The organism is uncultured Chitinophaga sp., assembly GCF_902168175.1.
Classification (GTDB): Bacteria; Bacteroidota; Bacteroidia; order Chitinophagales; family Chitinophagaceae; genus Chitinophaga.
On the sequence record NZ_CABHOU010000054.1, the window covers coordinates 67,669 to 81,272 of the forward strand.

The 13,604-nt window shown below is 48.2% G+C and carries 10 protein-coding genes and 1 tRNA gene; 5 read left to right on the forward strand and 6 right to left on the reverse strand.

Annotated features, from left to right (window positions below):
• Positions 1–37: 37 nt before the first annotated feature.
• From QZT80_RS10910 to QZT80_RS10920, 3 genes are all read right to left on the reverse strand, one after another.
• Positions 38–124: transfer RNA gene (locus QZT80_RS10910), tRNA-Ser, on the reverse strand.
• Positions 125–185: 61 nt separating this feature from the next.
• Entirely contained in the window at positions 186–1,217 is a 1,032-nt protein-coding gene (locus tag QZT80_RS10915) for an asparaginase (protein WP_295121641.1), read from the reverse strand.
• Between the two features lie 42 nt (positions 1,218–1,259).
• Complete coding sequence (locus tag QZT80_RS10920; RefSeq protein ID WP_295121643.1) at positions 1,260–2,030, reverse strand: TatD family hydrolase; 771 nt, start codon at positions 2,028–2,030, stop codon at positions 1,260–1,262.
• Between the two features lie 113 nt (positions 2,031–2,143).
• On the opposite strand from QZT80_RS10920, the gene QZT80_RS10925 reads away from it, so the two are divergent.
• The gene (locus QZT80_RS10925) at positions 2,144–3,019 is read left to right on the forward strand and encodes a hypothetical protein (RefSeq protein WP_295121645.1); all 876 of its coding nucleotides are present in this window, start codon (positions 2,144–2,146) and stop codon (positions 3,017–3,019) included.
• Positions 3,020–3,307: 288 nt separating this feature from the next.
• On the opposite strand, the gene QZT80_RS10930 is transcribed toward QZT80_RS10925, so the two are convergent.
• Positions 3,308–3,934 (reverse strand): polysaccharide deacetylase family protein, encoded by a 627-nt coding sequence (locus tag QZT80_RS10930; protein WP_295121647.1) that lies wholly within the window; start codon positions 3,932–3,934, stop codon positions 3,308–3,310.
• Between the two features lie 111 nt (positions 3,935–4,045).
• Here QZT80_RS10930 and gltX point away from each other — a divergent pair, with 111 nt between their 5' ends.
• Positions 4,046–5,575 (forward strand): glutamate--tRNA ligase, encoded by a 1,530-nt coding sequence (gene gltX / locus QZT80_RS10935; protein WP_295121649.1) that lies wholly within the window; start codon positions 4,046–4,048, stop codon positions 5,573–5,575.
• 248 nt (positions 5,576–5,823) lie between these two features.
• Here gltX and QZT80_RS10940 read toward each other — a convergent pair whose 3' ends face one another.
• Positions 5,824–7,488 (reverse strand): glutamine--tRNA ligase/YqeY domain fusion protein, encoded by a 1,665-nt coding sequence (locus QZT80_RS10940; protein WP_295121651.1) that lies wholly within the window; start codon positions 7,486–7,488, stop codon positions 5,824–5,826.
• A 113-nt stretch (positions 7,489–7,601) separates the two neighbouring features.
• Here QZT80_RS10940 and QZT80_RS10945 point away from each other — a divergent pair, with 113 nt between their 5' ends.
• From QZT80_RS10945 to fumC, 3 genes are all read left to right on the forward strand, one after another.
• A complete protein-coding gene (locus QZT80_RS10945) occupies positions 7,602–8,021 on the forward strand; it encodes a cobalamin B12-binding domain-containing protein (protein ID WP_295121653.1) in 420 nt (139 codons plus the stop codon).
• Between the two features lie 26 nt (positions 8,022–8,047).
• On the forward strand, positions 8,048–8,824 hold the full coding sequence (locus QZT80_RS10950) for an enoyl-CoA hydratase-related protein (RefSeq protein WP_295121654.1): 777 nt from the start codon (positions 8,048–8,050) through the stop codon (positions 8,822–8,824).
• Positions 8,825–8,889: 65 nt separating this feature from the next.
• Positions 8,890–10,293, forward strand: coding sequence for a class II fumarate hydratase (gene fumC / locus QZT80_RS10955; RefSeq protein ID WP_295121655.1), 1,404 nt, complete (start codon positions 8,890–8,892; stop codon positions 10,291–10,293).
• A 54-nt stretch (positions 10,294–10,347) separates the two neighbouring features.
• Here fumC and QZT80_RS10960 read toward each other — a convergent pair whose 3' ends face one another.
• Positions 10,348–13,473, reverse strand: a complete 3,126-nt coding sequence (locus tag QZT80_RS10960) for an AsmA-like C-terminal region-containing protein (protein WP_295121657.1) — start codon at positions 13,471–13,473, stop codon at positions 10,348–10,350.
• Between the last annotated feature and the right edge of the window lie 131 nt (positions 13,474–13,604).

Here is a 13,604-nt window from a genome sequence, read left to right on the forward strand (position 1 = left end):
AAAGCCCGCCATCTTGCGATAACGAGCTTAAAGCTTGCGGAGAAGAAGGGATTCGAACCCTTGAAACCCTTTCGAGTTTACACACTTTCCAGGCGTGCCAGTTCAACCACTCCTGCACTTCTCCGTTAGGTTGAATCCTTATTCAGGGCTGCAAAGATAATGATCTTTGCCATATTTCCAACTTTTTATGCAATTTCGGAAGGCGTCAGTTCCCCGCGCAGCGACGTTTCTATCTGGTTCTTCAGGTCGGCCTGACTTAATTCCTGCCCTAGCAGGAACATCAGTTTGGTGGTGGCGGCTTCGAAGGTCATATCATGACCGCTGATGATGCCTATGTCCTGCAGGTAGCGGCTGGTTTCGTATTTGCCAAGCTCTACCGATCCACCATCACACTGTGTAATGTCTACCATCACGATACCCTTGTCGATGCCGCGCTTCAGGCAATCGATAAACCATTGCTGGGTGGTGGCGTTGCCGCTGCCGAACGTTTCCAGTATCAGGCCTTTTAACCCGGGTGTGTTAATGATGGCATCTACCGCGCGGCGATTAATACCAGGGAATATTTTCAGTACAGCGATGTTCGACTCCAGGTTCTTATGCACCTTTAGTGGTTTATCGGGGCACGGCAATACGTACTGGTGTTTGTATTTGATGTCGATGCCTGCCTCGGCCAGCGCCGGGTAGTTCATCGAATAAAATGCTTCGAACTTTTCGGCATTATACTTTTTGGCGCGGTTACCGCGGAACAGCATAAAGTCGAAGTAGATGCATACTTCCGGCACCATCACCTCTCCATTTATACGGGTGGCGGCTATCTCCATCGCTGTAATAATGTTCTCCTTAGCATCGGTCCTTATTTTGCCTATAGGCAACTGGGAGCCGGTAAGGATTACAGGTTTGGTAAGATTCTCCAGCATGAAGCTGAGGGCGGAAGCGGTAAAGGCCATCGTGTCCGAGCCGTGAAGTATCACGAACCCGTCGTAGCGGTCGTAGCGGTCTTCTATAATCCCGGCCAGTTCCACCCACACATCGGGCGACATGTCGGAACTGTCCATGGGCGGATTAAAAGCGTATACGTAAAAGTCGATCCCCATCCTGTATAATTCAGGAAGGTTGTTGCGGATTTCATTAAAGCCGATCGGTCGTAAAGCGTTGGTCTTATCGTCGTAGATCATCCCCACGGTTCCTCCCGTATAGATGATAAGTATTTTACTCATGTATCTGGTTGCAATTGCAGTGCAAATGTATCTACTTATCAGTTAGAGCATTTTGAATAATTTGCGGGCATTCATGCTTGTAATCGCAGCTACATCTTCAATTTTTAGATTTTTTATATCTGCGATCTTTTCTCCCACGAGCGGAACATAGCTGCTCTCGTTCCTTTTCCCGCGGTAGGGCACCGGGGCCAGGTAGGGCGCATCTGTTTCAATAACAATGTGTTCGAGCCCAATTTCTTCCAGCACCTGCTCCAATCCCGACTTCTTAAAAGTAACGACGCCACCTATGCCCAGGTGAAACCCCATCTCTGTAATTTCTTTCGCCTCGGCCACCGATCCGGAAAAACAATGGAACACGCCGGTAAGTTTTCCATTATGTAGTTCTTTCACCACGTCTATGCACTCGCGGGTCGACTCGCGACTATGGATGGCGATGGGTATATCATATTGAAGCGCCAGCTTTATTTGCTCGCGGAAAGCCTCATATTGCTGGGAAACATAGGTTTTATCCCAATAAAAGTCCAGCCCTATTTCTCCAACGGCCCAAAATTTTCGCTTCTCCAGCCACTGGCGCACAATAGTTAACTCCGATTCTACGTTCTCTTTCACGTCGCAGGGGTGCAAACCCATCATCGGAAGGCATTGTCCGGGGAATTCGGTTTCCAGTTTTAACATTCCCTCAATAGAAGAACTATCAATATTTGGCATAAACAGGTGCGTCACCCCGGCCTCAAAAGCCCTCTTAATCATTTCATTACGATCATTTTCGAACTTGGGACTATATAAGTGAGTATGAGTGTCGATCCAGGTCATTATATATATTTTAGAGATAATTTGATTTTATTTACTTTTATATTAATTTTAATACTAATTAAACCGGAAAGCAAAGTTACGGTCGAATTAGCCATACCTATCCAAAAACCTTTATGATGAGAAATTATTTTAACACCAACAAAGTATTAGCTACGGGTATCCTCACCGTTGCCACAGTCACAATTTTCTTTGCCTGTAAAAAGGATGATAAGGTTTCCAGCGAAAAAAATGATGCGCAAACACTGGCCGCTGCACAGGTGAATGCGGAAGCTGCTGCTTTGTATGATGATGCTTTTCAGCTTACTGTCAATACCAGTTATTCGGAAAGTGATTTGAACAGGAATAGTCGTTTGGCAGGCGCAGGTGCTGCTAAAGAAACTGATATGTGTGCCTCGCTGAGTATTACGCCGGTTGAATTGGGTGTGTGGCCTAAAACGGTGACGCTCGATTTCGGCACTTCCGGTTGTACCTTCGAAGGCCGCACGCGTAAAGGCAAATTGGTGTTTACGCTAAACAAATTCCTGTTCGCCAGCGGCGGTACAGCTTCTCTAACATTTGAGAATTACTCCGTAAACGATATTAAAATAGAAGGCACACAAACCATTACCAACACTACTACCAGCGAGGGTTTTGGTTATACTTACAGCGTTGCCGGTGGTAAGGTTACTTACCCAAGCGGAAAGGCTTACACTTACACTACCAACCGCAAAATCTCCCAAACCGATGGTAGTGCTACACTGCTCGACCTGGGTGATGATGTATACAGCCTCGAAGGCACCGCCAATCTTTCTACAGATTCTATCCAGGCTACCTTCAACGTGCAGGAGCCGCTGGTCAAAAAGGCAGATTGCCTTTACCTGTCTAAAGGTATCCTGGCGGTTACAGTGAATGGTTACAAAGGCAACATTAACTACGGTGATAATGTGTGCGACGATAAAGCCACTCTTACTGTAGGTGATAAGTCCAAAGAAATTACTCTTACACGCTAATTAGCAAATTGTCATAATCAGTGTTAAAAATTAAGATGGCCAGGCTGTTGTTGCCTGGCCATCGCTATTAAATCAATAAGTTATTTTTAGGTAGATGAGATAGCGGTGTGTACACGGCCATGACGCAGATTGGTGGGTGAACGGTGTATACATGGCCATTATTCCGGTTGACGGGCTAAGGTGTATACATGGCCCACCGATATTAGATGGATTGCGGTGTATACATGCTCACCAATACGCAGTTCATCTCGTCAATCCAATACCCGGTATATACACCAACATAACCTCCTACTGCGGCAACACCTCCATCCTCAACCCTTCCTTCTGGCAATGCGCCAACGCCCGTGGCAACGCATACTCCAGCCGGTCCCAGGCCTTGGCGCTATCATGAAATACGATGATCGACCCACGCTTCATCTTAAACACTACGTTCTGCAGGCAGTCTTCGCCGCTAATCTCTGTATCGAAATCGGCACTTAAAACATCCCACATAATGATTTTATAAGGCGGCTTTTGCTGGTGCAACTGGCGTATCTGGAAAGGAGAAATACGGCCATATGGCGGACGAAACAGATTGCTCCTGATGTATTCCCCGGCAGTGGAGATGTTCTCCAGGTAAGCCTTATTACCGGTCTTCCAGCCGTTCAGGTGGTTGTGGGTGTGGTTGCCTACGGCATGGCCTTCGGACAGGATGCGCTGGTAGATCTCCGGCTGCTCAATTACATTTTTGCCTATGCAGAAAAACGTGCCTTTAGCGTCGTACTTTTTCAACTGGTCCAGCACAAATGGCGTTGCCTGGGGATGCGGGCCATCATCAAAGGTAAAATATACAACAGGGGCTGTTGGTGATAAGCTCCAGATGCAGCTGCTGTACACCTTTTTGAGCAGTGCTGGTGTTTTTGTGAAATAGAACATACGGTTGCCAGGTATAATACGCTTTAAATGTAGCGCATCTTTTTATAATAAACCATGAAGGCTTGTTATGGTTTGGAACCATTTTCCAACTAAATATTACCTTTGCGGGCTATGGAACAGAAAAAAGTAAGAGTACGTTTTGCACCGAGCCCTACGGGTGGCCTTCACCTGGGAGGTGTTCGTACGGTGCTGTTCAACTATTTATTCGCTAAGCAGCAGGGCGGCGAATTCGTGCTGCGCATTGAAGATACTGATCAAACCCGCTTTGTAGAAGGAGCGGAGGAATATATACAGGAATGCCTTCGCTGGTGTGGCCTGGAGCCGGATGAAGACCCGGTTAAAGGCGGTCCTTACGGTCCTTACCGCCAAAGTGAGCGCAAACCCATGTACCGCCAGTATGCAGAGCAACTGGTCAACGCTGGTTACGCCTACTACGCCTTCGACTCCCCCGAGGAGCTGGAAGCCATGCGTGAAGTGGAGAAAGCGAAAGGCAACCACGCCCCGCAATACAACCAAACCATCCGCGCTACCATGCGGAACTCCCTTACCCTCAGTGCTGCCGAAACGGCTGAACTGCTGGAAAAAGGTGCGCCACACGTGGTTCGTATTAACATGCCCGTAAACGAAGAGGTAAGCTTTACAGATATGATCCGCGGTACGGTTACCTTTAATACGTCTACCGTGGATGATAAAGTGCTGCTCAAAGCAGATGGTATGCCCACTTACCACCTGGCCGTTGTAGTGGACGATTACCTGATGAAGATCACGCACGCCTTCCGGGGCGAGGAATGGCTGCCTTCTGCACCTATCCACGTACTGCTCTGGAAATACCTGGGCTGGGAAAAGGATATGCCGCAATGGGCGCATCTTCCGCTGATCCTGAAACCGGATGGTAATGGTAAACTCAGTAAACGCGATGGCGATCGCTTAGGTTTCCCGGTGTATGCCATGAACTGGAAAGATCCTAAAACCGGTGACCTCACAAAAGGTTTCAGGGAGATGGGCTTTTTGCCGGAAGCGTTTATCAATATGCTGGTTATGCTGGGCTGGAACGATGGTTCCGGTGAAGAAATATTCTCGCTGGACGAACTGATCAAACGTTTCTCCATCGACCGTGTTCATAAGGGCGGCGCCAAGTTCGATTTCGATAAAGCAAAATGGTTTAACCAGCAGTATATCCAGAAAACGGATAATGCCAGGCTCGCTGCGCTGTTGCAGCCAGTGTTACAGGAAAAAGGCATCACCGCCACCGAAGATTTTGTGATGAAGGTAACAGGCCTCGTAAAGGAACGCTGCCAGTTCGTCAACGAAATCTGGGACCACGGCTTCTTCTTTTTCCAGAAACCAACGACTATCGATGTCGATTCGGTGAAGCCGAAATGGACACCGGAGAAACAACAGTTCTTCGAAGAATGGGCTGCCGGCTTCGCCCAGCTACCCGACTTCAACGCGGTCGCACTCGAAGAGAGCTTCAAACAACTGGCAACTGCTAAGGGTATCAAACCCGGCGAACTGCAAATGCCTTTCCGCATTATGTTATGCGGTGGCAAGTTCGGTCCGCAGGTATTTGTGATTGCAGAAGCATTGGGTAAGGAGGAAACGATTGCCCGTATTCAGCATGCACTACCATTATTCGCTTAGCACCTCTGAACTCTAAATAGCTATAGCCCCGCAGTAATGCGGGGCTTTTTTTGTCCAACTGCTATGTATACACCGCGAGCTTAACAACGTGTGACAAGGCTTGTTCCACCCAAAAAACAAAAAGCCCCGCAGCAATGAGGAAACAATTGCTGAAGGCCGCTATGTACACACCACCATAAAGCTCACCCCGCCATCCCTAAAAACAAAAAGCCCCGCATCTCTGCGAGGCTTCTGTCTATCTGAAATAACTATCGTTTCGATTCCTTTGCCCAGGTATCTTTCAACGTAACGGTCCTGTTGAATACCGGGCGGCCGGGCTTGCTGTCTTTATCCACGCAGAAGTAACCTTTACGCATAAACTGTAAACGTGTACCTTCTTTGGCTTCCAGCAGCGATGGTTCTACGTAGGCATGCTGGATAACAGTGAGCGATTCGGGATTGATATGATCTTTGAAATCACCTTCTGCATTACCTACATCTTCTACTTTAAACAGGCGGTCGTACAGGCGCACTTCGGCTGTGGCGGCGTGTTGCGCGCTCACCCAGTGAATCGTGCCTTTAACGGTAAGGCCACTGTTATCGGTGCCGCTTTTGCTTTCGGGAAGATAAGTGGCGTATACGGTGGTTACATTGCCATCTGCATCTTTCTCGAAACTATCGCACTTCACAATGTAAGCGCTCTTTAAACGTACGGCCAGTCCAACGCCCAGGCGGAAGAACTTCTTCGGAGGGTTCTCCATAAAGTCTTCCCGCTCGATGTACAGCGTGTTGCTGAACGGTACGGTGCGGCTACCTGCAGTAGTATCTTCAGGGTTGTTCTCTACCTGCATTTCCTCTACCTGTCCGTCGGGATAGTTGGCCAGTACCAGTTTGATAGGGTCCAGTACGGCCATTACCCTGTTGGCGGTTTTGTTCAGCTCCTCACGGATGCAGAACTCCAGCAGGCTGATGTCGATCAGGTTATCGCGTTTAGCTACGCCGATCTTTTCGCAGAACTGGCGGATGCTGTCGGGTGTATAACCACGCCTGCGCAAACCACTGATGGTGGGCATACGGGGATCGTCCCAACCGGTAACATGATTTTCGTTGACCAACTGCAGCAGTTTGCGTTTGCTCATGATCGCGTAGGTCATGTTCAAACGCGCAAACTCGTACTGGTGGCTGGGGAATATGTTTAATTTCTCTATAAACCAGTCGTACAGCGGGCGGTGAGGTATGAACTCTAAAGTACATACAGAGTGGGTAATCTGCTCGATGCTGTCGCTTTGTCCGTGGGCAAAGTCGTACATCGGGTAGATGCACCATGTATCACCGGTGCGGTGGTGGTGTGCGTGGCGGATGCGGTAGATGATGGGGTCGCGCATGTGCATGTTGGGGGCCGACATATCTACTTTCGCCCGTAAAACTTTCTCTCCGTCCTTGAACTTACCTTCGCGCATTTGCGTAAACAGGTCCAGGTTTTCGGCAGCGCTGCGGTTGCGGTAAGGACTTTCCTTGCCGGGTTCTGTAGGCGTGCCTTTCATGGCGGCAATTTCTTCGGAGGTGGAGTCGTCTACGTACGCATATCCCTGTTCGATCAGTTTACACGCGAAGGTGTATAGTTGTTCGAAGTAATCGCTCGCATAAAACTCGTTGGCCCAGTTGAAGCCCAGCCATTGGATATCCTGTTTAATGGAATCCACGTACTCGGTATCTTCCGTAATGGGATTGGTATCGTCAAAACGGAGATTGGTTTGGCCATTGTATTTCAATGCCAGTCCGAAATTGAGGCAAATGGACTTGGCGTGGCCTATATGTAAATAACCGTTCGGCTCTGGCGGGAAACGGGTAAGCACCCTGCCGCCATGAGTTCCATTGGCTATATCCTCTTCAATGATCTGTTCTATAAAGTTTAACGATTTTTCCTCGCTCATATAACTTTTGGCTTTTTACCGGACTGCAAATGTAAGATAAACTGGGGTTTTCCTTAACGTCGCGCCTATAACCGATAAAATACTACATTTACAGTTTAACATCAAAAAAGGTTATGGTCAACCCTGTAAATCGCCCGGTAAGGGTATTGGTAGCCAAAGTGGGACTTGATGGCCACGACCGCGGTGCCAAAGTTATTGCCTCGGCCCTGCGGGATGCCGGCATGGAAGTAATTTATACCGGTTTACGTCAGACTCCCGAAATGGTCGTAAATGCTGCGTTACAGGAAGATGTGGACGCAATCGGCATCAGCATACTCAGTGGTGCCCATATGACGGTTTTCCCCCGCGTATTGGCCATTATGCAGGAAAAAGGCATGAATGATGTACTGCTAACAGGCGGCGGCATCATTCCCGAAGAAGATATTAAAGCACTGAACCAACTGGGCGTGGGCAAAATATTTCCCCCGGGCACACATACCCAGGAAATTGCAGGCTACATCACTGAATGGACGGCCGCCCACCGTAACTTTTAATCAGGACCAGTTTAAAAACCAACGTTATGTACGAAACCATCAAAACGGAACTATCCGGCAACACCCTCGTTATCTCTATTAACAGGCCCGATAAAATGAACGCGCTCAACCAGCAGGTAATGCAGGAGTTGGCGCTGGCTATCGACGAAGTATACACGAACAAAAACATAAAGAGCGCCATCATTACCGGTACAGGGCCTAAAGCTTTTGTAGCCGGGGCTGATATCGCAGAGTTCCTCTCTTTATCTACCGAACAGGGTGTAGAACTGGCCAAACGTGGGCATGTTATATTCCAGCGTATTGAGGATTCTCCTAAACCAATAGTGGCCGCCGTTAACGGTTTTGCCCTGGGTGGTGGCTGTGAGCTGGCCATGGCGTGCCATTTTCGCATTGCTGCCGAAAATGCTAAGTTCGGCCAGCCTGAAGTGAACCTGGGCATTATTCCCGGGTATGGTGGTACACAACGCCTTACACAACTGGTGGGTAAAGGCAAGGCACTTGAATTAATTATGACGGGAGATATGGTGACGGCACAGGAAGCCCTCTCGCTCGGCCTGGTTAACCACGTAGTACCAGCCGAAGAACTGATCGCCAAAACCACCGCCATCCTCCAAAAGATCGAAGCTAAAGCCCCACTGGCCATTGCCCGCGTAGTAAAATGCGTGAATGGCGCTATGGACAAAGATGTGGATGGCTTCGACCTCGAGATTGTGGAATTTGGTAGCTGTTTTAGCACCAAAGACCTGCAGGAAGGTGCGGCTGCTTTTATCGAAAAGAGGGCGCCAAACTTCAAAGGAGAATAAAAAGTCTAAAAATGACCCGTCAATTCCTCATTTTCCTGTAGGTTTGTATCCCTAAAATTCAGCATATGGAGTTCAGAATAGAGAAAGATACGATGGGAGAGGTGAAAGTGCCCGTGAATGCATATTACGGCGCGCAAACCCAACGTTCTATCGACAATTTCCGCATCGCACAGGATATTAACAGGATGCCCAAAGAAATCATCCGCGCATTTGCTTACCTGAAAAAAGCTGCGGCCTTTACTAACCAGGAAGCGGGTGTACTGCCTGCCGAAAAAGCAACCCTTATCGCTAAGGCCTGCGACGAAATACTGGAAGGTAAACTGGATAATGAGTTTCCATTGGTAGTATGGCAAACCGGATCGGGCACCCAAAGTAACATGAACGTTAACGAAGTGGTGGCCTACCGTGCGCATGTAATCAACGGTGGACAGCTTTCTGATAAAGACAAAGTGATACATCCTAACGATGATGTAAACAAATCACAGTCCTCTAACGATACTTTCCCGACTGCCATGCACATTGCGGCATATAAAATACTGGTGGAAACAACCATCCCCGGTATTAAAAAACTTCGCGATACCCTGGCTGCCAAAGCAAAGGAGTATAAAGACATCGTGAAAATCGGCCGCACCCACTTTATGGATGCTACGCCGCTTACACTGGGTCAGGAAATCAGTGGTTATGTGTCGCAACTGGACCACGGTCTGCGTGCGATCAACAATACCCTGGCGCACCTGAGCGAACTGGCGCTGGGTGGTACTGCGGTAGGTACGGGCATTAATACGCCTAAAGGTTACTCTGAGAACGTAGCGAAAAAGATCGCTGACCTTACTGGTTTACCTTTCATCACTGCGGAAAACAAATTCGAATCACTGGCTGCACACGACGCTATCGTTGAAGCACACGGCGCACTGAAAACAGTGGCGGTGAGCCTGATGAAAATTGCTAACGATATCCGTATGCTCAGCTCTGGTCCACGCTCTGGTATCGGCGAACTTTATATTCCCGATAACGAGCCTGGTTCTTCTATCATGCCGGGTAAAGTAAACCCAACGCAGTGTGAGGCGCTCACAATGATCGCCGCACAGGTAATGGGTAACGATGTTGCCATCAGCATCGGCGGCGCCAGCGGTCACTTCGAACTGAACGTGTTTAAACCGGTAATGATCTACAACTTCCTGCACTCTGCCCGCCTGATCGGCGACGGCTGTGTAAGCTTTAACGATAAATGCGCCGAAGGCCTTGCTCCCATCGAAGCTAACATCAAAAAACACGTAGATAATTCACTGATGCTGGTAACTGCGCTGAACACTAAGATCGGTTACTACAAAGCAGCAGAAATTGCGCAGACTGCCCATAAAGAGGGTACTACGCTGAAAGAAATGGCTATCAAACTGGGTTATGTAACGGCCGAGGAGTTCGACCAGGTGGTAGTGCCTTCTAAAATGGTGGGCGACATTAACCTCTAGTTTATTAAGGATAAAGAAAAAGGCTGTAACCATCAAGGTTGCAGCCTTTTTAGTTTATTGTTGTGCCGTTTCTTCTTCCGGCGCTTCGTCATCTTTTTCTTCCAGTAATTCTCCGTTCTTTCCTCTCTTCAGTTTCACTACTGGTTTTTCCTGTGTGCCGGTAACGTTGAACGGTATACCGAACAAGCCGAACGGCGGCAGGCCCACCCGCCCTTTCAAATTCAATCTTCCATCAAAACTAACCTGCCCCTCGAACCTCGGTTGCAAGCCGGAAATGCGCATCCTGGTACGGTTGATGGTAATGATGTTATTATTGATAGTGGTTTTGATCGTTACTTTAGATAAATCAGGATCGCTCAGTCCTTCTTTGCCGGTGCTTTTACTAACGGAGTTAAACAAGCGGAAACCTTTCAGTTTGATCTTCTTTAACGTAAGCTCACCTCCACCTTTCAAAGAAGGATATACCGGGTCCATGTTTTCATCGAGCCGCCCGCTTAACTGGTAGGTAAGGCCCACAATGCCGCTGGCACTGGCTGCGGAACTAGCAAGGTCATGGAATAACTTAATCTCATTATACGCGCGTTTGATATCGAATTCGGCCGCGCTGATACGGTAGTCGAACGTGGCTTTACGCGGACTCACACTTGTATACGTAGCGTCCATTTCTACCGGCGCACCGATGATGGTAAAACCCGTTTTGCCTAATTTGATCTTATTGCTATCTAACCCCACCTGTCCGTGGAAGTTGTTAATATCGATACCATTAAAATGTACTTTACGCGCCGCCGCATTCAGCACCAGCGATAGATTTGCGGGCACCATTACTACACCGGGAGCGGAGGTCGCGGCTGTGCCGGCATCGCCGCCGTTCACCATCAGCTCGTCCACTAAAATGTAATTACATTTTACATCGAAGCTGCCTTTTAATGTTTGATTAGTTTGTGTAGCATAACCAATTACATTACTCAATGCCCCGTTCAATACCAGGTCTGACTTGCCATACGTCGCCTTAAACTGATCGAACCAAACTTTGTCCTGTTCGAAGCGGAACAGGCCACTGCGGATATAGAACGGTAATGGGAAAAGTTCTGCGTTCACCATTACATCTTTCACCTGCATGGTGCCTTTGTTATGCAGCAGATGATAACGACCAGCCACCGCATCGCTTTGTGAACCGGCGAATGCAAGATTGGTCTTAATAAAACCCTCTACATTATATCCTTTGATCGCAAACACTTTGTAAATCTCGCCCAGTGGCAGTATGCCGCGCGAAGTAATGTTGTACCGCAGGTTGTCGAAGTTGTTGAGATCGGCTTTTAGCATGAACGGTTGTCCTTCGAACTCGAACGATACTGGTTTCAGATCCACTTTCAAAGAACGAAGCGTACCGGTGGTATTGGTGATGCGGGCATCGATGTTTATTTTCTGTAGTGGCTTTGGATAGTAAGGTGTGCGCACCTCGCCGTTGTTCATGGTAAGGGTGGCTGTTGTTACCGGGAACAGGCGTTTGGCCGGTACATAACTTCCTTTACTGCTGATGGCGATGTTCAGGTCTCCCTGCACATCGAGGCTGTCTGTTTTGTAGAACTGCTGCAGATCGGCGAGGTGTAGTACCGATTCCAGCTGCGCATCTACATGTGGCGCACTGAAATTCTTCAGGCGAAGAAAGCCTTTGATATAGTTACTTAACAGGTTGGCGTTAATGTCATTGATGTTAAACTGTGTATGCGCGTAATTACTGTCGGGGCACGACGCCTGTACATCAAACCGTATATCTTTCAAACCCTGCGGCATGCCTGCAAACTTAAAGTAACCGTTGCGCAGCGTAGCCGCTAAGTTGAAAGCCGGAATGCTGGTCACTACGGTATCAGGGTGATTACGAATACCTTTGTATACAACGCCTGTAGCGTAACGCCCATTTGCATGCAGTCTTGCCTGCAACCTGCCTTTCAGTTCGGCCGATTGTAATCCGACTGCGCTGCTCCACTTTTCAAGATCCAGATCGGTGTTGAGTTGCGCGTATATCTGTGGCGTGGTAAAGCCCGTGGTGCGCAGTACTGCGGAAAAGTAATCCTTATCCAGGTTAAAGAATATAGAATCGATATTGATGCGCAGACTGTCGGTATTGAGCTGTGACATCGACGAGCGGAAATTCAGGTAAAGGTTTTTGACCGGCACCGGTGCTTTGGCATGTGATATGAGGCCGTTGCGCACGTTGAGGTTAAAAGTGATGCCAGGCATTGTGTTGGTTTCGGCAATGTATTCGCCAGCCAGTGTGGCATCCAGGTCGGCTATACCCTGTACCGTTGTTTCCTTCGCCCAGCTTACATATTCGGAAGGGAGTGCGCTGAAAAAGTCTTGCAGGGCCGACTGTTTGGCCTGCAAACTGAAGTCCATTCTATACCCGTTTTTCAGGAAACCGAAAGCGCCTTTGAAGGCTACGGGCAGCTCATTTATTTTGATATCGTTTCTCTCGAAAATAAAATCCAGTGAATTGGTATTGATCTTTGTAACGAGGTTGCCATTCAGTTTTTTGGAAGAGATGTAAGAAGTTCCGCCATAGGAGAGGTCGAAAGCACCAATGTTTATATCGGAGAACAGGTCGAATTGTGCTTTACTTAAATCGCCCTTGCCCGTGTAGTTAAGGTCCATGGCGCGGATATACATGGGGAGCGAGCGGTCGTCGTAAATAACATTACAGTGTTCCAGTTGTATACGCGCGATTTTCAGCGATGCGCTGCCACTGTCGGCCGGCTCGCCTGATGTGGATGGCGAAGACTCGTACACGTTATAGTTCGGATGTCCCGCACTATCTACCAGTACATGCACATCGCCTTCTGTAAGATATATTTCATCAATACCTACTGAATTGGAAAAGAGGGTGGCAAGGTTTACGCCCAGCGCTACTTCTTTAGCCGCTATCAGCGTATCGCTACTGAAAGGTGCCGCACCTTTCAAACTCACCTCATATAAAGTAAGCGTGAGGGAAGGGAAGTGATTGAAGAAGGATAGTCTTGCCTTCGAAAAATTAAGATCACCTTTAATACTATTGTTGGCCCAGGCTTTCACCTTGGTGGTAACCGCGCCGGGAAACAGGAACGGCAACAGGAACAACGCCAGCAACAGCAGGGAGGTAGATATAGAAGTAACTTTCAGGCCTTTTAAAATGGCTCGTTTCATCTTGAAATAAGGAGAGTTTATCGGAATAAAGTATTAACAGGACTCTACAGGTAGTAACAAATTGTACGCAGGAATGTTGGCAAAGTTAGCCATTTTAAGCAATCGCGGCTTCATATAGGCAGACGGGTATA

Excerpts from the sequence above, each read along its gene's own strand:
- QZT80_RS10915 (WP_295121641.1), bottom strand. The coding sequence starts at position 1,217 with ATGAGTAAAATACTTATCATCTATACGGGAGGAACCGTGGGGATGATC.
- QZT80_RS10920 (WP_295121643.1), bottom strand. The coding sequence starts at position 2,030 with ATGACCTGGATCGACACTCATACTCACTTATATAGTCCCAAGTTCGAA.
- QZT80_RS10925 (WP_295121645.1), top strand. The coding sequence starts at position 2,144 with ATGATGAGAAATTATTTTAACACCAACAAAGTATTAGCTACGGGTATC.
- QZT80_RS10930 (WP_295121647.1), bottom strand. The coding sequence starts at position 3,934 with ATGTTCTATTTCACAAAAACACCAGCACTGCTCAAAAAGGTGTACAGC.
- gltX (WP_295121649.1), top strand. The coding sequence starts at position 4,046 with ATGGAACAGAAAAAAGTAAGAGTACGTTTTGCACCGAGCCCTACGGGT.
- QZT80_RS10940 (WP_295121651.1), bottom strand. The coding sequence starts at position 7,488 with ATGAGCGAGGAAAAATCGTTAAACTTTATAGAACAGATCATTGAAGAG.
- QZT80_RS10945 (WP_295121653.1), top strand. The coding sequence starts at position 7,602 with ATGGTCAACCCTGTAAATCGCCCGGTAAGGGTATTGGTAGCCAAAGTG.
- QZT80_RS10950 (WP_295121654.1), top strand. The coding sequence starts at position 8,048 with ATGTACGAAACCATCAAAACGGAACTATCCGGCAACACCCTCGTTATC.
- fumC (WP_295121655.1), top strand. The coding sequence starts at position 8,890 with ATGGAGTTCAGAATAGAGAAAGATACGATGGGAGAGGTGAAAGTGCCC.
- QZT80_RS10960 (WP_295121657.1), bottom strand. The coding sequence starts at position 13,473 with ATGAAACGAGCCATTTTAAAAGGCCTGAAAGTTACTTCTATATCTACC.